The organism is Paenibacillus sp. KACC 21273, assembly GCF_028736095.1.
GTDB lineage: Bacteria > Bacillota > Bacilli > Paenibacillales > Paenibacillaceae > Saccharibacillus > Saccharibacillus kyungheensis.
This window is the reverse complement of sequence record NZ_CP117876.1, coordinates 1371102-1393201: the sequence shown is the minus strand read 5'-3', so window position 1 is coordinate 1393201 and position 22100 is coordinate 1371102. Positions and strand designations below refer to the sequence as shown.

The window sequence follows — 22100 nt, the reverse complement described above, 5'->3', positions numbered from 1 at the left end:
TTCACCTCCAAATGCTGCTAGCGAAGGGCGGAGGATTGTTCCGTAAGTCGCCTTTAAGATTCGGATATCGACCGCTAGACGGTCATTCAAGATATCCGATCTTACCAGCGACGATAGGAACCATCCACCGCCCGTAGCGTCCCTACGAACACCTTATACACTTTCAATATAAAAACCGCCACAAGTAAAATGTTGCATAGGACTCCCATAACGTCCAACCTGCGGAAAGTTCTAAAATATGGGCTTTTGTCGGTTTGGCATCCATTTTCAATACATGCTTAATCGAATTGTGTAGACCTACATCATCAATAGGAAAAGCGGACGGCATGCGTAGACAGCGCATCAATACATAATGAGCAGTCCAGGGGCCGATACCGCGAATTTTCACCAGTAATTTTTCAGCTTGTTTGACATCTGTAACTTGTAATAATTGTTCTTTGGACAATGTGCCATCTACGATTAACTTTGCAGTATCGATCAGATATTCACACTTTTTGACTGTAGTCATACCTGCGGCAGACAATTCATCTACAGTAAGGCTAGCGATCGTTTCGGCTGTTGGAAAAAGCCAGTACGTCTCCCCTTCATACGTCAGCGCTTGTCCAAATTGTTCTACCAAGCGTCTTTTTAAAGTATAAGCAAATCCTAAATTGATCTGTTGCCCTAGAATCCCCCAGCAGATCGCTTCATATAGATCAGGAATGCCCATATTTCGCAATCCATAAAAGGAAACAACTGCTTGTTCTAGCAAAGGATCTTGAGCCGCCATTTTATAAAAAGGAGCTAAATCTGTGCCTAGATCGAACCAATCGTATACATATTGAGCAACACCTATACGTAATGCAGATGAGATCGACTGATGTTCGTCTACAAATCGAATTAACATATGGTGTTCATTATAATTGCTAATCTCTACAATCGCCGCCTCTTGATCGACAGCAATCGCTTTGTAAATCATACCGTCTCTTAAAGTATATAAACTTTCATTGGTAGCCGTTGATAAATGACTGTAATTTTCGGTAAAGCTAAATTCCTTCGGTACAGAGATCAACATATCTTGTCCATGATCTTGTATTTGATTCGTAATCGATAGATTAGAGTGAGCATGAAGTTCATGTTGCATAGCGTTAGACTGCCTCCATTCCTATCCTTGATCGACAAAATAACCATGTATCCGTATCAGGATGTATCAACCTATTAACCATCTCTGTCTATTCATTAACGGAATGATATCCAATATGAACGGATAACGGTAAACAACACAAAAAGGAACTTGCATTAACAAGTCCCTTCAGTAATCAATATTGTATTATGCTATTACACAAAAATTTCTTCGATATGCAATTCTCTTACTTTAGTCAAATCTACAAATTGGTCGTCAATCTGTACCAATGGTCTAAAAATATCAAGCGGATTATTTAGAATAATCGTGCCATGTTCTCCATTGGTTAATTGTACTTTTTTGCCTATCAAGTTAGGTGCAAGATGATGAATCAATGCTTGAACAGGTTTTTCATTTAATTTGGAAAATCCTAATTCATAAATACTTTGCAGTACAGCCACAAACCCCTGTTTGTTTTGTTCATTTTTGGCGGCAGTCATATTTACAAATACATCTGCTACTGAAACGATCTGGGTAAACGGATGAATTCCTCTTTTGTACAGACGATTCGGATACCCTGAACCATCTCCACGTTCATGATGCTGTAGAGCAACAGATGCTGTCACTTTATCATTCATCGATTCCATAATAATATCGTAACCGTATGTTGTATGGTTTTTGTATTCTTTCAGCTCTGAAGCATTTAATTCTTCAGGACGACTACGCAAAATAGAAGGCAAACGGCTTTTGCCGATATCGTGCAAATACCCGGCTTTGCTGATTCGATAACAATCATGTTTGGAATAATCAAGCCATTCTGCAATATAGTAACTCAACAATCCTACTTTGAGCGAGTGACTATACAGATGATCGTCTTCTTTTTCCAAATGCAATAAAAGAGCGACTACATCTTTTTGTGCATCCAGATCTAGCAGTAACGGTTGCAACAATTCGTCAACCACATCAGCATTGAACTTGCCTTTCGTAAGAGCTTCCAAAAAGATCGACTGATATGCATCAATCGAACGATTGATTTTCTCTTTCAACACAGGTGATAAACCTGTAATCGCTATCATATTAGCGACTGGTTTGATTTCTTCTTTTGCTTCAATATCCACATATTCTACTTTATGACGTAGTAATAGAGTGATATCTTCTTCTTTGATATCTACTCCTTTTTTGAGTAATGGGACACCCGAGCTATTAAAGGTATCACTGCTTAACCGCTGTCCTTGCTTGAGTTCAGTAATATGTATAATCAAATATTTTTCCCCATTTCATCGTTTTTTATATTTACATGCCAAAAATCAAAATAGCGTATATACGAGTAAATAGAAGCCAGATCAGTAACTATAGATAGAAGGTAAATGATACACAGATGTTTTTCTAAAATTATGTATACCTTTTTCTGATATTTACTCTATTATATCGACAAATTACTGAAATATTGTATAGCTCTTAATCCTCAATTCTAGGTAAAATGACCTTCGCCTTTATGCAAAAATAGATTTATAGTGTGGATGATCTCTTTTTGAAGGAAATCTCTTATTTGCGAATTATGCTGTTGCATCTCATATCAAAAAAGATGAACCGCCTAATAAACGGTTCATCTCTCATTATTTATTTACCTATTAAGATCATTTATTACATCTGCAACAGCTTAAGAATACGAAATTAATTGTTGACGTTTTGCACTTTCTGGATCGTGTACCACATTCAGTTCGCGATTAAAGAGCATTGTGGAACGCTCTTTAAGATCATAATCAGACCATGGTAAATTGCTTGTAACTGGCATACTGTTATGTGCAAAATTAATCCAGGCGGTCTGCATTTGCTCTGCTAGATTATACGTATCTTCATCTATTTCTAATCCAAGATGTGCAAATAGAGGTAGATTGTTAAATGCAAATGCAATTTCAGCACCATGTGTAGCTGTTCCTAACAACGGATGACCGGGTTGACACCAATCAAAGCGATACATCCATACAGGAGCATGTCCAACCTGTGCTTCTGCATATTGTAAAGCCGAACGCCAGAAGAACAAATCAGTCATCAGATCCGCATGACCTCTTACTGTTAACGGATATTGCTTCGCTAATCCATGAGTATCTTCTCCGAGCAACGCTTGGACAATATTCACAATTTGACTTTCACTCATTAACTGAGTCGGTTGATTGAAAAATAATGTACCTTCTTCCAAGTTAGTACCGATAATCAAAGGAATATGTTTGGCAGAGCCATCTTTGATCGCTTGTACAGGTTCAACCGGTAATGTATGTGGATGAATCGTTGGTTGGAACAACAACGCCCATGTATCATTATCCAGCGTTTGGCTAACACGATTACCTGCTTGTAATATCTCTTCTGTCGAAGCGGTATACAATTTGGATAAATCTTGTTCGCCTACACCAAGTGCTTGTACAAATCCGTCTGCAATTTGTCTGCTAACTTCAGCTGGCATCGCTTGGGAAGCTCCACTTTGCATAATAGCGCTTTGGAATAACCCTTTAGCTGCTGGCATCGCTAATAAAGACGCAATACTCATCGCTCCTGCTGATTCACCGAACACCGTTACTCGTTCAGGATCGCCACCAAAAGCTTCAATATTATTCTTGACCCATTCTAAAGCTGCAATCTGATCCAGCAAGCCTACATTAGCATGATAATCATCACCATATGATGACAAATTCAAAAATCCAAACGGCCCTAATCTATAGTTAATCGTAATCACAATCATATCTCCATTGACTGCAAGCGATGTTCCGTCATATAAAGGAATACTGCCTGCACCAGTTACAAAAGAACCACCATGAATCCAGACCATCACCGGTCGTTTTTGAGTGGATTTATCAGAAGCCCATATATTCAAATACAGACAATCTTCTGATTGTACAGGAGGTTCACTTCCAGAACCAAACATACTCGCTCCCTCGTATACTGGCTGAGGAGCAATCGGACCAAAATGCAATGCTTCTTTGACACCTTGCCATGGTTGCGGCGGTCTTGGAGCTTGAAAACGCAGTTCTCCCACAGGTGGTTCTGCAAAAGGAACCCCTTTCCAGATCACTGCTCCATGTTCACGTATACCTTGTATTTCTCCGTATTGTGTATGAATTTGTGTCGTTTCCATCTTTGTCTCATCCTCTCTAATACGCTGCAACAACAATCGATCAAATGGTCATTTATACATAATGACTATCTTTAGTATAGTACACTTCTTCTATGTATATAAACATACGCCCTCTTTTTGAAGATAAGAGCGCGTATGTTTACCAAAATTACACGTATATATCTACATGATCATATCCAACTACAATGTATTCTGCTCTCGCTTCGCTAAAATAACAGCATTATCCAGACGACTGGAAGACAGTGATTCGACACGTGCTTCTGGAAAAGCAGCAGAAGCCAGACCACTGAGCACTTGACCCGGAGGCATTTCAAGAAATAAGCGAGCACCCAGTTCGTAAAATAAAGTCGTTACTTCATGCCAGCGTACAGGGTGTGCAATATTTAATGACAAATCTTCGATAATACCGTCTTCTGTACGCACAGCTCGTCCTTTATAATTGCCTGCATAAGGAATTTTAGGTCGAGATACTTCCATCTTGCTCAACGCTGTAGCTAATTGATCAGAGACCGAAGATAACAAAGGACAATGGGAAGGCACACTGACATTGAGTCGTTTGGCAGTATGCGCACCATTACTTTTGCAAGTCGTTAATAACTGATCGATCGCTTCCCATTGTCCAGCTACTGTAATCTGTGTTGGTGCATTTAGATTAGCGATGTATACGGGATGTTCATCTGAATGAATACCCAAGCGAATCTGTTCTACCTGACGCGCAGTCATTCCTGTAATAACGCCCATTCCATATCCTTGTGGATAAGCTTGCATCATCAATTGTCCACGTAAACGGGTTAAATGCAAAGCATCTTGAAATGAAAGTGAGCCGGCAACCACTGCCGCAGCAAAAGCACCTGCACTATGACCCGCAACAAGATCAGGAAAAACACCTTCTGCTGCCAAAGCTCTAGACACCGCTACTCCTGCAATACATAGAGACATCTGTACATGATCTGTTGTCTGTAATGCTTCTTCACTATCCAGTTGTTGGATCGATAATTGCAGTATTTCTTCTGCTTCTGTCAGTGTCTGCTTGATAACAGAATGATCAGGTAATTCATGCAACATTCCGGGACGCTGTGAACCTTGCCCTGGAAAAAGCATCACTACACTCATCTGGCATCGCTCCTTTCTCTTATCATGTCTATGCTAGACGTGGATTCCACGGATCTTTCACCAGTACAGGCCCTTGTAGTGTACGCATCAACACACGGTCAGTAGCAGGCTTTGCCCATTCACTAAGAGCGACTGCTCCATAAGGTGTCTCGATTTGCACATCGACACGCACAGGCAGATCAAGCGTCTGTTGCCATAATTGCTCTGCTTTAACTCGATCAAGAGCTTGAGAACAGCGTAGTAAAATATCCAGATCGCTAGTCATCGTTAATGTAGGATGCCCTGTAGCCAATTCAAATCCAGCACTGCCTGTCGGTCCCCAGATCATCTGGTTGTTGTTCCAGTGTGAATACAGTTGCTTTAATGCTTGCAACGCTGGCATACTGTCCCAACGATCGTTGGCAGATGCAGTCTGTAGATTCGAATCGAACTGTAATGCTATCAATTGCTCTGGTGTTACTTTTTGTACAATTAGCGATGCAGGAATATTTAATGCTTGTCGTAAATGTCGCTCTTGACCACGCACACCAACAGCAATCTGTCCTTCTAATGCAGGAGCACGCCGCACGACCACCCACGGTGTCTGCTGTAAAGACACATGCACCCATGACGGTACATCCTGTAACTCTTCTGCTTCTGTCCAGTGCGGATGCAATTGGAGCAGATCATGAGGTGCTGTAATTAATCCCATTGTTCTGCAAGCAACTGTCTTACTTTGATCGAAGAAGCTCTACCTGTAGCCGCTGTTGCACTAGTTAGACGGTTACTGAGATCGCGAGAACCTTGACGTGCATCTGTGATCGCTGTCATCAGATACTGATGGATACGTTCGATATCTTCTGATTGTGGTTGATCGGCTTCGATACCTTCGATCAATTGATCTAGCGCCCCCAATTTGGCAAAGGAACGAATATCATATGCTGCACCTGGCACTTTGGTTGCTGCTTCATTTAGTTGATCGATAGAGCGACGGGTAATACGTGCCGCAGACTGTTTGGACATAACTTGTACAGTTACTTTTTCATCATCTAACGCAAGTAATCGATTCGCTTGCATGCCATGTGCTAGAAATGCTCCAGAGATCGCATTTCCTACAATGAGAGCGATCACAGGATGACCGGCAAGACGTGCACTAGCATAAGCATCTACCGCTGATCCGCATGATAAATGAATACCTAACACTTCTTCGCGGTACCCATAGGCTTGACTGGGCACATCAACTATCGCTACAATAGCACGCTTTTCTCCGTCTTGGTCTGCTTCAATAGCTTCACGAATATAACGGGCAATATTCCAGCCTTCTTCTAGTCCAATCTCTCCTTGGCGAGCTCGGACAAAGCGCGCATTAGGATTTGGAACAACCGAGATATAACGTACCGATTGACCTTCTAACGAGGTATCGGCACACAATACAGAAGCAATGCCTTGTTGGTCTGATGCGGATCGACCAGACAACGCTTCGAACCATGTCCGTCCTCTAGTGATGGGTGCTTCACTACTATTGACTTGAACTTGCTCTGCTCTCGCTTGCTGTTGTTGAAGAGTCTCTTGATCTACGACACCGGATTTCCATGATTCACGAATAGACGATGGTACAATTAATGTATCGGCATCTACTGCTGCTAGTAATTCCAGGTAACGCTCCACTTGAGCTGTACGAGTCACTTCTTTTATCCCTTGACGGAATACCTCATGAATCGCTTGATTGATTTCTTGTACATCATCATTTACAAGTGCATCAGCGAATCCAGCACCTACCCGTTGTTCACCGCCTACCATCGACCAGATTCGGGAACGATCAGAAGCATCCATTTCTTGAATCCCTGCTTCTTGCTCAATGACTTCTGAACCATTCAGTTGTAAGCGACCTTGACGGGTCATAATCAAATGACTGGATAATCCTGCCGCACAGATCGACATCCCACCATAACAGCCAATCATACCAGAGATAACGCTAACGACCGGGGTGTATGGACGAAGTGCCATAATAGCTGCGCCAATCTCGGCAATAGCGAGCAGACCATAATTTCCTTCTTGTAGTCGTACTCCACCTGTTTCCAGCAATAATACCGGACGTGTTTTGATCCCTTTTTGATGGTCAAGCAGTACTTGCTCTAATGCACCTGAGATTTTGGCTCCACAGACTTCCCCTATGCCTCCACCTTGAAAAGCACCTTCTAAAGCAATAGCTACCGCAGGTTCTCCATCAATCGTTCCTCTACCTACAATGACACCATCATCACTTTGTGCCACTATTCCTTGTAACGGTAAATGAGGTGAAGTGATTCGATCAAAAGGACCGATCAATTCACGAAAGCTTCCTTGATCCAATACAGCTTGCGCCCGTTCCCGTCCAGATAATTCGATAAAGCTTGCATTAGCGATCTCTATCGGTTGAGTATTATTGTTCATCACGAAGCACCTCCATGGCTTGAGTTAACCGCAAATTAACAACACCTGGTGTAGCGCCAAAATCATTGATCTCGATCTTAACCGCATAAGAATAAAGTTTGAAAAAACGATCAAATACTGCACGCCAGATCTCTTCAAATCCATTAGCACTTGTACTGATCTGAATATAAGCTTGATTGTCTGTTGAAGGTTCGATCAATAGTTCCAAATCTCCTGAACCTGCTACACCAATATGAGCGCGCTGGGTCAACGATTGCTGAGCTGGATATTGCAGATGAATAATTTGCATTACATACGACCTCCTGTCGTTTTTGAAAAGGATTCGGTATACGACATATGTGTAATACCTGTAAGTATAGAATCAATATATAAAGTAGCTGCAAGCAGATCAGCACTACCACCGGGTGAAAAATGATGCTTCACCATCCACTGGTCGAATGCTAATAGCGCTTGCCAGCCTTTATTAGTAGATGTTCCACCTTGCGCCAAAATCGCTGACGCATGCTCCTGTGTCTGCACAAGTGCCTGCTGCCCTCCACGATATAAAATGCAGGTGTCTGGCAACACAGCGATAATCGAAAGTAAACTATCTAAACGGGCAGAACATTCAGCGATCCCATGATGGCGAGCTTGTTGCAACGCTGGCAGACCGATATCAATCACATGCGGAAATCCACGCTCTGCTTCGTCTTTTGCTCCACCTGCTCCGTATTGACGCTTCACATGAGTTCCATGCGAACCACTATTAGGTGCATAACGATCGGTATAGCGAGCGATAGTTGCTGCTATATCAGCGATTTGTGTAGCAGATATAGTATCTAATGATGATACATCTGCTGATGGATGATACGATTCAGCGATCCATAGTGAAGTCGCACCTGTTAACAATCCCAACGCCCAGATAGCGCCCCGATGGGTATTCACACCTTTGGTCACTTCTAACATATGTTGTTCACCATGACGCCCGATCCAAGCCAGTTGTTCACGTAATGATTGATTAGCGCTATTACCGTAAGATGATTGAGCTATCTGGATAAATGTAGAGCGCAATGATTCTGCTGAATTATACATTAACTCTATATTCATATCTTGATGTGAACCATTATGATGTAGATCGACAAGCCCGGGCTTAGGTGTCAATGAAGCTTCGTCTTTCAGAGCAGTGACAGCAAGTTCACCTAACCACCTTGCATAATAATCGGCTTCTGCTTTTCGCTGACTTGGTATAGATACAGATGGGAAAATATTAAGAGTACTCATATTACCAGCTCCGGAATTTGGATGGTGGTTCATATAGTCCATCTGACCAGTCTACAAGTTCTTCTATACTTTTAGCAGCTAACAATGAACGCTTCGCATCCGTACGGCGGATGTCCAAATCTTCTGGAAAAGCGATCAATCCATCCTGACGTAACTTCTCATTCAGATCGGTATCATGACGTTGTCCCAAAGGTGTGACTCCTGCGATTGCCGCCAAAGCTGTACGACGTTCTTCGATATTTTGCGCTTTATATAAATAAGCGATTCCTTCTTCTGTAACGACATGGGTCACATCATCTCCATAGATCATCACTGGAGCGAGCGGTAGACCTGCATCATGACCGACTTGAATCGCATCTAAAGAATCGACAAATGTCGGTTGATCTCCTGATTGGAACGTTTCGACCATTTGCACAACTAATTTGCGTCCGCGTACAATTGGTTCTTTGTCTGTAATCATATTCAGCCAAGCTTCTGTATCATGACGGCGACCACGAGCATCACTACCCATATTCGGTGCACCACCAAAACCGCTTAACCGACCCGAAGTGACGGTCGATGAATTACCATCTGGATCGATTTGTAGACTGGCTCCAATAAACATATCTGCGGCATACTGTCCGGCTACTTGTCCCATAGCTCGATTGGATCGAATCGTACCATCATGTCCGGTGAAAAAGACATCCGGGCGAGCAGCTGTATATTTTTCCATTCCTACTTCGCCACCAAAGCAATGCACACTTTCCACCCAACCACTTTCGATAGCTGGAATCAATGTAGGATGCGGATTAAGCACCCAATTTTTGCAAATCTTACCCCGTAATCCAAGCGATTCACCATACGTAGGCAACAATAGTTCAATAGCGGCTGTATTGAACCCAATCCCATGATTCAGCGATTGCACTTGATGACGTTCATAGATCCCGCGAATCGCCATCATCCCCATTAAAATATGCGTTTCTTTGATATGACGAGGATCACGAGTAAATAAAGCTTCCAATTGATACGGTTGATCGGCTTCGACAATCACATCAATCCATGAAGCTGGCACATCGACACGTGGTAATTCGTCTACAATTTCATTGACCTGTACAATTACAATCCCATCACGGAAAGCAGCGGCTTCAATAATCGTTGGCGTTTCCTCGGTATTGGCTCCTGTATAGAGATTTCCTTGACGATCCGCTTTGTCTGCGGCAACCAGTGCAATATTAGGAGTCAGATCAACAAACATTCGACCATACAATTCTAGATACGTATGAATCGAACCGATACTTAGTGTCTGATCTTCCACCATTTGTGCAATCCGCAGACTTTGAGACCCTGCATAAGAAAAATCGAGTTTGCTCGCAATATTTTTCTCGAAAATATCTAAATGTTCGGGACGAGATACACTGGACATAATCATATGCAGATTGTTCACTACTTGCGGATTCACATTGGATAATGCTTGAGATAAGAAGCTAGCTTGCTTCTGATTGTTACCTTCTAAGGCTACTCGATCACCGCTAACCAATAGTACTTCCAGTGCATCTACAATATGATCTGTAGGCAAAATCACACCGTTTAACATCGAGCGAACTTTTTCCATACGACGTTTTTTTTCATCACGACGGGTCGTCCAAATACGCGGTGTTCCAGTTTTCAACTTGCTGATGTGGGTTGACATGATACTCCTCCTTGATGTTTGATTAACTGAGATTGGATGGTGTTCTGAATGGAACTGCTTCACTTAAAATATTTTTGCAAAGTGGCAAAACTTCAACATATGACCCATGCTGCGGAAGAACTTCATATCGCTCAACCTGCACTGAGTAAATCGATTAAAATGCTCGAAACCGAACTCGGTGTTTCTTTATTTGACCGTACCGGACGTTATATTACACTCAACGAATATGGAAAAACATTTCTCAAACATGTGGAAAAGGCGCTACAATCGCTGGAAGACGCTACCCGCGAAGTTCATGATCTGGCGACAGGTACTGTAGGCTATATTAAGCTTGCTTTTCCTGTTGGCTCACATATCGTACCGAATCTAATCACAGCTTTTCGTGAACAATATCCTGATATTCATTTTCAATTGCTTCAGCATTACGAAGAAAATGTCAAACCTGAATTCGATCTATGCATCTCTTCATTGCCGCTGAATTATGAACATATGCAAAGTATTCCACTGGTAACAGAACAGATATTTCTAGCTGTACCCAAAGGTCATGCTCTAGCAGATCGCCCTAGTATTGCTCTGTCTGAAGCCGCTCACGAACATTTTATCGGGCTTCGTCATGGACATAGCCTGCGTGAGACGACCGATGATTATTGTCATATGGCTGGCTTTAAGCCTAAGCATATTTTTGAAAGTGACGATCCTGCTACAGTGCGCGGACTGATTCGAGCTGGACAAGGTGTTGCTTTTATTCCGGCTGTCTCGTGGGAAGGATCGACAGGACCGGATATTTCGCTTATTCCTATCCATACACCTGTCTGTCAGCGCACGATTGGTATCTCATGGCGTGGAGATCATTATTTGTCTCGTGCTGCACTCGTATTTCGTGAATTTACGATTGAATTTTTTGCCAATGCTTCTGATCCTACCACATTGTCTTGAGTAGTCGTCTGCTGTGATGTCGGTAGGGATGATTTGCGAAATAAAGCCATTATTTTTTTGCAAATCCATTCTACGATATACACGATAGCAAAGGAGAAAAAAGCAGTTATTCCAAAAGTTATCAACAGATTCAGACCTAAAGGAATCTCACTAAAATAATTTCCTATCAAAGCCACTGTAAGTTGGAGCGCAAAATAACTGGCGAGATACGCACGAAATGCATATTTAGCGATAAATTTAAAGTGCTGTAACGATTTGGAGCCTGTGTTGATTAACGATACAGTGAATCCATACACGATAATAATCAATGTAATATTGAATAGCACCATCGACCATTTCAAATAACTGGCATCTAGTAAATTTAGCGTATCCAGTCCGAATGAAAATAATTCATGATTGACCAGTATAAATAGTAATGCACCGATAGGTAATGCCCACCAGCGAATACGTTCTACTAATGCACGCCATTGCTGATTGTACGTAGAAGCAATCACACCGAGTACTGCATAAATGCCAAACATAAACAACAATCGATCCCACTGAACCCAGCCGGGATGTTCTTGATTATGGAACGCATAAATAGAGTACCATGCAATCAACCCTGCATAGATGATTATGGTAATGATCATTACCCCAATCGTATTCTTTTTATTTTTCAGTAAAAAGAATACCAATCCTGTAAGCAGTGGCAACAACAGATGAATCTGAAACATCATAATCGTATACCAGAGCTGTGGTGCGGCACCGCCAAGTAAAATACCTTTAACAACACTCCAGATCGTTGAATAATGACCTGCATTAAAAGCAATCATATAGACCGCTGTCCAGGCAAGATAAGGCCCTATAATCTCTTTCGTTTTGTGCCATACATAATGAGAATAATGGGGGTCTCTTAACTTCGCCAGATCAAACGCAATCGCAAAAATAAACATAGGTGCTGAAAATTTAACCAGATCGTATAATATGCCAATTTCTATCTTTTGGGCTGTACTATGGTAATGAAGTAACATAACATTTAACATCAATTGCCATATTACAGCACTTACCGCTAACGTCTTCATGATCTCCGGCTCAGTCGCTCCACTTACACGCACAGCAGGAGATGTGGATGACATACTCAAAATGACACCTCCAGTGACCAGCCACAATGTATTGCACATGGCTTAACGGTTCTTTTTGAATAAAATCCTTACGATGAATATGTATCATCAAGCGCTTGAAATCTCATATTCAATTCCCTTACATTTATAATAGTAGAACAGATATACGGCTATGTATAATACAGAACGAGTTATCAGCTTATAACCTATTTGGTATAGAACAAGACGTACAAATCATGTTTCAAATCAGGAGGATATTATGATAAGACCCGCTACACCTACAGATGCACCTGTTGTTTTAGAATTAATGTATACCGCTATTGGTGATATTGCCCATGCTTTTACAGGGACAAATAACAAAGAACAATCTCTAATTGCTCTTCGTCCATTGTTTGAGCAAACCGGCAATCGAATCAGTTATGAAAATATATTCGTAGAAGAACGTGAAGATCAAGTGATTGGCTTTGTGCTTGCTTATCATGGCAGTCAGATTGCTTCTCTCGATGCGCCCCTTATCGAACGTGTTCGACAACGTGGACAAGATCCATCAGCTATTATTCCTGAAGCTCGGGAAGACGAATATTATCTCGACTCACTTGCTGTCGATGCGGCTTATCAAGGACAAGGAATTGGAACAGTATTAATTCATGCTTTTGAACAGCAAGCACAGCAATTAGGGCATCACAAAGTAATGTTGATTGTTGATAAAGAAAATCCTAAAGCGAGAAAATTATATGAGCGGTTAGGCTATACCGAAGATGGTCAGATCACTGTGAATGGACATGAATTTTATCGGATGATTAAGATAGTGTAGCTATTGTTTGAACATGTACTCCGATGTTTAACCATGTATTAAAGGCTAATTATGTTAAATAATTGAAATTAATAGCTTGGTTAACATGCATAGGAGGATCATCATGGAAAACAAAAAAGCTAGAGAATCTGTTATTTATCAGATTTATCCGCCTAGTTTTATGGATAGCAACAACGATGGTTGGGGAGATCTCAATGGGATTGCTTCGCGGATTCCTTATCTTCATCAACTGGGCATTGATACGATCTGGCTCGGCCCTATTTACGATTCGCCGATGATTGATAATGGCTATGATATCAGAGATTATTATCAGATTGATCCCAAATATGGCACGATGGAACAATTCGAATCTCTACTTGATCAGTTACATGATATAGATATGAAGCTAATTATGGATCTAGTCATTAATCATACTTCAGACGAACATCCATGGTTTCAACAATCCAAGAGTGCGAAAGACAATCCTTATCGGGATTACTATATATGGCGACCTGCCAAAAGCGATGGCACTGAACCGAACAACTGGCGTTCTTTTCAAAGTGAATCGGCTTGGACGTATGATGAGCAGACTGACGAGTATTACCTACATCTATTTGACCGCAAACAACCTGATCTGAACTGGGAACATCCACCATTACGGCAGGAAGTCTACAAAATGATACGCTGGTGGTTAGATAAAGGGATTGATGGTTTTCGTCTGGATGCGATTAATATGATCTCCAAGCATCCTGATCTTCCTGATGCTTCAGAAGAAGATCCACATCCAATCGGACAAAAACTTTATAAAAATGGCCCTCGCATTCATGAGTTTTTGCAAGAGTTACATCGAGAAACGTTTGCTCATTATCCACATATTTTGACGATAGGAGAAGCGCCTTCATTAACGATGGAACAAGTGTTGGAATATACGTTGCCTGAACGTAAAGAATTGAATATGGTACTGGCAATGGATATGATGCGTATTGGTAAAGATCCTCATGATCCGTGGGATTCAGCCGATTGGTCAGTATTACAGTTAAAAGAATCAGTATCCAAATGGTATGAACATGTTTTTGCACGTGGAGAATATGGTGTGTACTTGAGTACCCATGATCATCCACGTATGATTCCTGATGTGATCGGGCATAATGAACATAATATGACAGCCGCCAAATTAGTAGGCACATTTCTCCATCTTATTCCCGGTGTACCACTGGTGTATCAAGGTGAAGAATTGGGACTGCGTAATACTACTTACGATCGAATTGAAGATTACCGTGATCAAGGAACAATTCATTATTATAACGAAGCGATACAAGAAGGTAAGTCTTCGCAAGAAGTGTTATCTGGTATTCATAAGCGCAGTCGTGATGGTTCACGTTCACCTATGCCGTGGGATGGAAATCGTGAGAACTTTGGCTTTAGCCCATCTGCTACTACAACACCCTGGATTCCTTTTCCAGCTAAAGAGAATCTAACCCACTTGAGTGTGACTGAACAAGAAGAACAGCGCGGCTCTGTACTTTCGTATTACCGTCATCTGATTGCAATGCGTAAGCAGTTCCCGATTATGTCTCATGGTTCGTTTACGATGTTATTAAAAGATCATCCAGAAGTGTTTGCTTTTATACGAGAATGGCAAGGACAACGATGGTTAATTTTATTGAATTTTGCTGATATAGAAGCCGAGATTGATTGGACACAGGAGTATAGAGTCTTTCCTACTTCGATGGTCAAAATTCTCGGCAATTATCCTCATAACGCTCATCCTCCTCATCTGGAAGAAGAACATCATATTGATGATCTGCAATATTTGCGTCCTTATGAAGTATTGATTTATCGGATGTAATTCCGCCGATCCAATCAATACTTATCATCGAATAAATGAATCTAATGATCAAAAAGACCTTTTTCTTCTGCACAATCAAGCAGATTAGAAAAAGGTCTTTTTAATAAAATTCTGTGATTTTTAGCTTTTTTAAATGTATAAATAATGTTGTATTTATTTATAGAGTTAATGTTTTGGACATTTGATAGTCTGTAATCTGATAGCCTGCTTTTTCGTATACATGGAGCGCTTTAAGATTATGACCGAATACATGCAGTCCTATTTTGACTGCTCCTTCTTGTTTTGCCACCTGATCAAGTGCTTGCATCGTTGCTTGACCATATCCTTTGCCTTGATGTGCCTCATAGATCAAAATATCGTATAAAAAGGCTTGCTTCCCTGCTGGAGCATCACTGATATGTAACCAGATATATCCGACAATCTGCTCACTCGCTACCTCAACAATATGATAAATATAAGCTCCCGGTGTATCTTTTCCCTGAGGCAAATATTTGGCAAAACTTTCTTGGGCTAATCGCTGTGCATCGGCAGCATCCCATGTACCTGCCAATACTTTTTCAGCAGCATAATCCGCTGCCGATTGATCGCGAAAAGCTTCATATTGCTCCTGATTCATCAATACTAATTCAATCATACAATAGCCTCTTTCTTTTTGCGGTTTTTAAAAATAAGATTAATGATCAACGTAATTACAAACGAACAGGTAAGACTTCCTAGCATAGCGATAGCAAAACCTGCGATATGATTCGATGAGAATGGAGCGGCAAATGCTGGAACATACGCAATCCCACGTACATTTAGTACACCAACTAACAATCCACCTAACCCAGCAGATACAATCGCTCCTCCAAATACCCATTTACTTGCAAACATAAACGGATAAGCCGCTTCTACAAATGTGCCAAAGCCAATATTAATTAGAAATCCGGGTGCGGCTACAGCGGCTGCGCCTTTATCTTGTGGAGCAATAATATTGGCAAGTGTAATTCCGGCAGACACCATCACCAAGCCTGTCATATCGACAGCTCCCAAAAAGCTGTTACCGCTTCGTTCCATTTCTAACAATACGATTGGCAAAATGGCAGCATGGTAGACTCCACCCAAAATAGCAGGCCAGATTAACAATCCAGCAATTAGACCAGCAAGTGCACTATTGGCGGCTACCAGTGTTTCTAATAAATATCGTATCCCTTCACCAGCTTGAGCGGCAAGAGGTGCGATAAAAAAGTACACCACCAATCCTGCTACAAGACCCGATACTCCACCTGCTACTATATTAACGGTTGTGGCAGGAAATCGCCATTCGACACATTTACGAAATAAATAATTGGCTAACAATCCAGCTCCGATCCCGCCAATCAATCCGCCAATAATACCACCATTCACAGACAATACCCCGGCTACAATCCCAGCTACAATCGATACTTCATCTAATTCAGCCACTTGCTTAGCGGCAACCACTGCAATAATAACAGGCAATGCCGCAATCATAATATCAAACACTTTACTCAAAGCAGTCAATCCAGGAATCTGACTTGCCGCTAGAATCAACGCCATCGCTATAAATCCCGGTAGTGATGCCAGCATAATCCCTCGAATATTAATACGTGAAAATCCTGTACCTTGCTGTATCCCTTGCCCGCTGGAAGCTTTGCCGATCACCGGACGGTACGACAGACCCCAATACTTGCTCAAAGAAGTAACAAAAGAAACTGCACGCGTACGGTTCGTTGTTCCTGTGGTGCCGGACGTAGAGATCACTTTCAGTCCTTTGGTTGCCGCTGCCGCCATCGATGTTCCACCTGTACCTGTAACGGGCAATTGAGCAGTTGCCGCCGCTTCAATCGCTAATCGGTTCGCTCCACCAGGGCTTGCACTCATCAAAATCACACCATCGACTTCACCACTAGCAATCATCGCAGCTAATCGCTCATCTTGGGCTACAGCCGCTTGATTGATTTCTTCTAACGTGCCTTCCACACTAATCACCGGACGTTGTTCTTCTTCGTTCCATATGTATAAAGAAGCAGGGGTGGATTCTTTGATATGATCCATAGATGTTTGCGCAGCAATAAATTGGATACCTGCACAATGAAGCTCTGCTGCCTCTAATTGTATCAGTAATTCTTGCAATAGCCCTTCTGGATTTTTGCCACCAAGACTATATAAATTGCCTCCGCTACTCCCTAAGATAATAATATTTTTCATACGATCCTCCCCTGTCTATGTGTTCGATTCTAATTACTATACCTTTTTAACGATTCTGTGGTAAAGCGATAACTCATTAACCCGATATACTTAACCGGAAGTAACCTATTGTAAACGAAAAAAAGATTACTGCTAATATACACAGTAATCTTTTTTCAGTAAATATCTATGTTGTTTGCTTATTCATTATTTCTACTATTATCAATGATTACAGATCATCGCTATCTTTTTTGTCGATAGGTGTGTATTTATCCAACATTTTTTGCTGGAAATCAGCGATATCTTCATAATCTTCTTCAAATTTACGAGATATGCGAATATAGATCGGTAATAGCTCGCGGTAAATGGCAACATGTTCTTTGTATGGTTTGTGCTCATACGTTGTACCGATCATTTTGGACACTTCATCTAAAGAATCGATCCGTTTAAGAGCATACAATCCAAGTACTGCCGCACCCAGACAAGAACTTTCGATACTTTCAGGAACGACTACTGTCTGATCGAAAATATCAGCCATCATCTGACGCCACAATTCAGAACGTGCAAATCCGCCTGTCGCATGGATTTTTTTCGGTACACCGATTTGCTCTTCTACTGCTAACATCACTGTATACAAATTGAACAAAACGCCTTCCAGTGCCGCGCGAATCATATGTTCTTTTTTATGATGCAATGCAAGTCCAAAGAATGAACCTCTTGCATCTGGATTCCATAACGGAGCGCGTTCCCCTGATAGATACGGATGGAATAGTAGTCCGTCTGCGCCAGGATGTACTTTTTCAGCGATACGAGTCAGTACATCATACGCACTAAGTCCAAGACGCTTCGCTGTTTCTACTTCAGAAGCGGCGAATTCATCACGAATCCAGCGGAAAATAATACCACCATTGTTTACAGGCCCACCGACAACCCATTTATCTTCAGTAAGTGCATAACAGAAAAAGCGTCCTTTAGGATCGGTTACCGGCTTATCTGTTACTGTACGAATCGCTCCACTGGTTCCGATCGTTACTGCTACAACACCCGGTTCTATCGCATTTACACCTAGATTCGAAAGTACTCCATCACTTGCTCCGAGTACAAATGGAGTGCTTTCGATCAGACCCATTTCAGTGGCATATGTCGCATGTAAGCCATGCATCACATGTGTTGTAGGTACTAATGTAGATAGGTGATCACGCGTAATGCCTGCTGTTTCTAGCGCTTCTTGATCCCAATCGAGTTCCTTCAAATTCATCAAGCCTGTCGCAGAAGCCATCGAATGGTCAGCAACATACTCCCCGAACAATTTTAGGAAAATATATTCTTTAATCGAAATGTATTTGTACGCTGCATTGGCAATTTCTTTGCGATCATGTGTAATCCACATAATTTTGGTCAATGGAGACATCGGGTGAATCGGTGTCCCTGTGCGCATATAAATCTCATGCCCTTTTTTCTCTTTTTGCAATTGACGAGAATACGCTGCACTCCGATTATCCGCCCATGTCATACACTGTGTAATCGGCTTGCCTTCTTTATCCACGACTAACATACTGTGCATCGCTGAGCTGAAAGATACAAATAAAATATCTTCCGGTGCTACACTGCTTTTGTCCATCGTTTGTCTTACAGAATCAATCACTGCACGGAACAATTGATCTGGATCTTGTTCAGCAATGGAAGGCACAGGTGTATGCAAAGGATATTCTGCTCCACCTTGTGCTACAATTTTGCCATCTTCTTCAAATAATACAGCTTTGGTACTGGTTGTTCCGATGTCTACACCGATCATATATTTTGCCGTGCTCATGATCTAACCTACTTTCGCTCTAATTTCCAGAACTTCTTTTCTTATTTAGACTACTACATTCAGTAGCAAAATTAAACCAAACGCCACTAGAGACAATAAGGTCTCCATCACTGTCCATGATTTCAGTGTCTGTGGAACGGTCATATTAAAGAATTCTTTGACCATCCAGAAACCTGCATCATTCACATGAGAAAGGATCAATGAACCTGCACCTGTTGCCAGTACAACCAGCTCAATATTTGCTCCCGGTGTCAAAGCCAGTACAGGCGCAACAATACCTGCTGCGGTTGTCATCGCTACTGTAGCTGATCCTGTCGAGACACGAATCAATGCAGCAACCAGATAAGCAAATACAATTACATTTACATGGGCTGATGTAGCCACTGCGGCGATCGCATCACCGACACCACTATCAATCAATACCTGTTTGAATGCTCCACCACCACCGATAATCAAAATAATCGAAGCTGTTGGCGCCAGACAATCTCCTGCAAATTTGGATACTTGTTCTTTGGTGAAGCCCTGTGCAAATCCAAGAGAGAAAAAGGCAAACACGGTCGCAATAAACATCGCTACAATCTCATTACCAACAAATCGCAAAAATACACTTATACCATGAGTGCTTTGCGGATCAGCAATTTCAGCGATAGATCCTGCTAACATCAGAATAACGGGCATCAAAATCGTCAACATCGTAATACCGAATCCCGGCAACGGTTTGTCTGGACGATCTAATTTATTATTCGTTGTAAATTGCTCTGCCAATCCTTCAGGCGGATGCACGATGATTCGTTTCCCAATAAATGAACCGAATAACGGCCCAGCTACTATCGCTGTAGGAATCCCTACAATCAACGCATAAATAATCGTTTTCCCAATACTAGCTCCAAAAGCATCAATAGCAATCATAGGTGCAGGATGCGGAGGCAACAGTCCATGTACAGTCGATAGACCTGCCAGCATCGGAATCCCGACACGCAATAGCGAAATATTCGTTTTGCGAATGACGGTAAATAAAATAGGAATCAGCAAAATAATACCGACTTCAAAAAAGACCGGCATCCCTACAATAATCCCTACAATCAGCATCGCCCAGGGAATATTTTTCTCCCCAAATCGATTGACCATCGTCGTGGCAATCTGTTCCGCACCACCCGATTCAGCCATCATTTTACCAAGCATGGTACCCAGACCAATAACGATCGCTATCGAACCCAGTGTCCCACCTAGACCACTTTGTACCGATTTGACCACGTCTAGTGGCTCCATCCCGATAATCAATCCCAAAAACAAGGATGCCATGAGCAGAACGACAAATGGATTCCATTTGTACTTCGCAATCATGACAATCAAAATAACAATAGCAACAAGAGCCCATACCAATAGTGTGGTTTCATGGCTCAAACCAAAAATGGAATACATTCATTTTCCTCCTTTTTCTGCTTATGTACATCTTTTCCCAAATAAACCCCTTCTATTATTACCCCAAATTAAAGATTTTTCAAACGATAATGTCATTTTAATTATTTCATGCTCATTTGTGACCGTTTACATTTTCTGAGAATACAGAAAAGAGACAGACTGAGCATACCTTTGCAGATAACACGTATACAACGCAAAAAAAGCTGTTAGCACTTCATCGTTAGATGTGTACTAACAGCTTTTTTGTATTTATGAACGAGGACGTGAAGAAGCAGATTCAGCTGTAAAAAAATGGTGCGAAAGACCGTCACTGAGCCCCCGCCAACTAGCGAGCAATGCCGAACATTTCATATGCTTTAACAGCGTACGCAAAATAAGTGTACCTGCTACAATAATGTCTGCACGGTCTTTACCAAGATCAAATTGATTAACACGTTCTTCCAGACTAAGCGTTGCTAGCGCTTCTGCATAAAAGAAAATAGTATCGGGATCAATGCGATAAGGATCACTAGCTGGCTTGGATTGACGTTTGCGTTCTCGTTCCATTCTTGCCAGAGCACGAATCCCTCCACCCAGACCGATTAAAGGCAAATCAGGATGCATCGCTGTCCAGGGATAATCTGCTAATTGCTGATTGATTTTCTGTTCCAACTGCGCTGTCGATTGTTCGCTCCAATGGTCTGTTCCACCATTTTGCATCGTCATATTCACTGCCCCGCAAGGCAATGATGTACTTTGTATTAATTGATTATTTTTGAAATATGAAATCTCTGTACTGCCGCCACCAATATCAACAATAAATCCTTCTGTGACATAAGCTGGCATTGAGCGCATCACACCCAAAAATCCAAAATAAGCTTCTTCTTCACCTGATAATATCTGAACTTTGATATCTGTATGGCTTTCCCAACATGCAATAATATCTTTGGTATTGGTTGATTGTCTGACTGCGGCTGTAGCTACAGCGCGAATCTGACCTGTATGATTGGTTGCACAAATATGCTTAAACTTCTGGAGGATAGGAATAACCGTTCGGATATCTTCCTCAATCATGCTGCCATTCTCATCCCTGCGTACACCGAGTCGAACCGTTTCTTTGGCTTTGTGTATCATACGACAGGTTCCATCTGCACCTGCTTCATAAATGATCAGACGGATTGAGTTTGAACCAATATCAATGACTCCGAGTCGATTCCGGTTTTCGCTCATCGTATATTTGCCATGAACGCGTCCGCTATTCCATTAATCGCCATTAACGAGTTCCTCCTTCTATCTAATTTAGGTGCTGGCTATTCCACATTCTTAACCTCTTTA

Annotated in this window: 18 protein-coding genes; 3 read left to right on the top strand and 15 right to left on the bottom strand. The window is 41.7% G+C overall.

Annotated elements, in window-relative coordinates:
- Positions 1-163: 163 nt before the first annotated feature.
- The 9 genes from PQ460_RS06460 to mdcA all read right to left on the bottom strand — a co-directional run bounded on the left by PQ460_RS06460 (position 164) and on the right by mdcA (position 10686).
- The gene (locus PQ460_RS06460; protein ID WP_274172102.1) at positions 164-1123 is read right to left on the bottom strand and encodes a DNA-3-methyladenine glycosylase family protein; all 960 of its coding nucleotides are present in this window, start codon (positions 1121-1123) and stop codon (positions 164-166) included.
- 194 nt (positions 1124-1317) lie between these two features.
- Positions 1318-2364 carry an HD-GYP domain-containing protein gene (locus PQ460_RS06455; RefSeq protein ID WP_274172101.1) on the bottom strand — a complete coding sequence of 349 codons (1047 nt, stop codon included), beginning with the start codon at positions 2362-2364 and terminating at the stop codon, positions 1318-1320.
- Between the two features lie 398 nt (positions 2365-2762).
- Positions 2763-4232 (bottom strand): carboxylesterase/lipase family protein, encoded by a 1470-nt coding sequence (locus PQ460_RS06450; RefSeq protein ID WP_274172100.1) that lies wholly within the window; start codon positions 4230-4232, stop codon positions 2763-2765.
- Positions 4233-4412: 180 nt separating this feature from the next.
- On the bottom strand, positions 4413-5345 hold the full coding sequence (gene mdcH, locus PQ460_RS06445; protein ID WP_274172099.1) for a malonate decarboxylase subunit epsilon: 933 nt from the start codon (positions 5343-5345) through the stop codon (positions 4413-4415).
- Positions 5346-5373: 28 nt separating this feature from the next.
- Positions 5374-6036 carry a malonate decarboxylase holo-ACP synthase gene (locus tag PQ460_RS06440; RefSeq protein WP_274172098.1) on the bottom strand — a complete coding sequence of 221 codons (663 nt, stop codon included), beginning with the start codon at positions 6034-6036 and terminating at the stop codon, positions 5374-5376.
- Complete coding sequence (locus PQ460_RS06435; protein ID WP_274172097.1) at positions 6027-7757, bottom strand: biotin-independent malonate decarboxylase subunit beta; 1731 nt, start codon at positions 7755-7757, stop codon at positions 6027-6029. The genes PQ460_RS06440 and PQ460_RS06435 overlap by 10 nt, the downstream gene beginning before the upstream one ends.
- A complete protein-coding gene (locus PQ460_RS06430) occupies positions 7747-8046 on the bottom strand; it encodes a malonate decarboxylase subunit delta (protein WP_273613291.1) in 300 nt (99 codons plus the stop codon). The genes PQ460_RS06435 and PQ460_RS06430 overlap by 11 nt, the downstream gene beginning before the upstream one ends.
- On the bottom strand, positions 8046-9017 hold the full coding sequence (locus PQ460_RS06425) for a triphosphoribosyl-dephospho-CoA synthase (RefSeq protein WP_274172096.1): 972 nt from the start codon (positions 9015-9017) through the stop codon (positions 8046-8048). Before PQ460_RS06425 ends, PQ460_RS06430 begins: the two co-directional genes overlap by 1 nt.
- A 1-nt stretch (position 9018) precedes the next feature.
- On the bottom strand, positions 9019-10686 hold the full coding sequence (mdcA, locus tag PQ460_RS06420) for a malonate decarboxylase subunit alpha (RefSeq protein WP_274172095.1): 1668 nt from the start codon (positions 10684-10686) through the stop codon (positions 9019-9021).
- An 81-nt stretch (positions 10687-10767) separates the two neighbouring features.
- Between mdcA and PQ460_RS06415 the strand changes: the two genes are divergently transcribed.
- Positions 10768-11622, top strand: coding sequence for a LysR substrate-binding domain-containing protein (locus PQ460_RS06415; protein ID WP_274172094.1), 855 nt, complete (start codon positions 10768-10770; stop codon positions 11620-11622).
- Here PQ460_RS06415 and PQ460_RS06410 read toward each other — a convergent pair.
- Positions 11538-12737, bottom strand: a complete 1200-nt coding sequence (locus PQ460_RS06410) for an acyltransferase family protein (protein ID WP_274172882.1) — start codon at positions 12735-12737, stop codon at positions 11538-11540. The two genes, PQ460_RS06415 and PQ460_RS06410, sit on opposite strands and share 85 nt — an antisense overlap.
- Positions 12738-12981: 244 nt before the next feature.
- Between PQ460_RS06410 and PQ460_RS06405 the strand changes: the two genes are divergently transcribed.
- Together PQ460_RS06405 and PQ460_RS06400 are read left to right on the top strand one after the other, a co-directional pair.
- Positions 12982-13536, top strand: coding sequence for a GNAT family N-acetyltransferase (locus PQ460_RS06405; protein WP_274172093.1), 555 nt, complete (start codon positions 12982-12984; stop codon positions 13534-13536).
- 103 nt (positions 13537-13639) lie between these two features.
- On the top strand, positions 13640-15364 hold the full coding sequence (locus PQ460_RS06400; protein WP_274172092.1) for a glycoside hydrolase family 13 protein: 1725 nt from the start codon (positions 13640-13642) through the stop codon (positions 15362-15364).
- 157 nt (positions 15365-15521) lie between these two features.
- Here the strand turns inward: PQ460_RS06400 and PQ460_RS06395 are convergent, their stop codons facing one another.
- The 5 genes from PQ460_RS06395 to PQ460_RS06375 form a co-directional block, all read right to left on the bottom strand.
- Positions 15522-15998: a GNAT family N-acetyltransferase gene (locus tag PQ460_RS06395; protein WP_274172091.1), complete on the bottom strand. Its 477-nt coding sequence runs from the start codon at positions 15996-15998 to the stop codon at positions 15522-15524.
- Entirely contained in the window at positions 15995-17572 is a 1578-nt protein-coding gene (locus tag PQ460_RS06390; RefSeq protein WP_274172090.1) for a PTS sugar transporter, read from the bottom strand. The genes PQ460_RS06395 and PQ460_RS06390 overlap by 4 nt, the downstream gene beginning before the upstream one ends.
- 208 nt (positions 17573-17780) lie before the next feature.
- Positions 17781-19364 (bottom strand): gluconokinase, encoded by a 1584-nt coding sequence (gene gntK / locus PQ460_RS06385; RefSeq protein ID WP_273613299.1) that lies wholly within the window; start codon positions 19362-19364, stop codon positions 17781-17783.
- 45 nt (positions 19365-19409) lie between these two features.
- Entirely contained in the window at positions 19410-20786 is a 1377-nt protein-coding gene (locus PQ460_RS06380; RefSeq protein WP_273613300.1) for a GntP family permease, read from the bottom strand.
- Positions 20787-21035: 249 nt separating this feature from the next.
- Positions 21036-21995 (bottom strand): Ppx/GppA phosphatase family protein, encoded by a 960-nt coding sequence (locus PQ460_RS06375; RefSeq protein WP_273613301.1) that lies wholly within the window; start codon positions 21993-21995, stop codon positions 21036-21038.
- Positions 21996-22100 lie beyond the last annotated feature (105 nt).

Coding starts and splice junctions, on each gene's coding strand:
- PQ460_RS06380 (WP_273613300.1), bottom strand. CDS start 20,786: ATGTATTCCATTTTTGGTTTGAGCCATGAAACCACACTATTGGTATGG.
- PQ460_RS06410 (WP_274172882.1), bottom strand. CDS start 12,737: ATGTCATCCACATCTCCTGCTGTGCGTGTAAGTGGAGCGACTGAGCCG.
- PQ460_RS06440 (WP_274172098.1), bottom strand. CDS start 6,036: ATGGGATTAATTACAGCACCTCATGATCTGCTCCAATTGCATCCGCAC.
- PQ460_RS06430 (WP_273613291.1), bottom strand. CDS start 8,046: ATGCAAATTATTCATCTGCAATATCCAGCTCAGCAATCGTTGACCCAG.
- PQ460_RS06450 (WP_274172100.1), bottom strand. CDS start 4,232: ATGGAAACGACACAAATTCATACACAATACGGAGAAATACAAGGTATA.
- mdcA (WP_274172095.1), bottom strand. CDS start 10,686: ATGTCAACCCACATCAGCAAGTTGAAAACTGGAACACCGCGTATTTGG.
- PQ460_RS06400 (WP_274172092.1), top strand. CDS start 13,640: ATGGAAAACAAAAAAGCTAGAGAATCTGTTATTTATCAGATTTATCCG.
- PQ460_RS06390 (WP_274172090.1), bottom strand. CDS start 17,572: ATGAAAAATATTATTATCTTAGGGAGTAGCGGAGGCAATTTATATAGT.
- PQ460_RS06435 (WP_274172097.1), bottom strand. CDS start 7,757: ATGAACAATAATACTCAACCGATAGAGATCGCTAATGCAAGCTTTATC.
- PQ460_RS06395 (WP_274172091.1), bottom strand. CDS start 15,998: ATGATTGAATTAGTATTGATGAATCAGGAGCAATATGAAGCTTTTCGC.
- PQ460_RS06425 (WP_274172096.1), bottom strand. CDS start 9,017: ATGAGTACTCTTAATATTTTCCCATCTGTATCTATACCAAGTCAGCGA.
- PQ460_RS06375 (WP_273613301.1), bottom strand. CDS start 21,995: ATGAGCGAAAACCGGAATCGACTCGGAGTCATTGATATTGGTTCAAAC.
- PQ460_RS06405 (WP_274172093.1), top strand. CDS start 12,982: ATGATAAGACCCGCTACACCTACAGATGCACCTGTTGTTTTAGAATTA.
- mdcH (WP_274172099.1), bottom strand. CDS start 5,345: ATGAGTGTAGTGATGCTTTTTCCAGGGCAAGGTTCACAGCGTCCCGGA.
- PQ460_RS06460 (WP_274172102.1), bottom strand. CDS start 1,123: ATGCAACATGAACTTCATGCTCACTCTAATCTATCGATTACGAATCAA.
- gntK (WP_273613299.1), bottom strand. CDS start 19,364: ATGAGCACGGCAAAATATATGATCGGTGTAGACATCGGAACAACCAGT.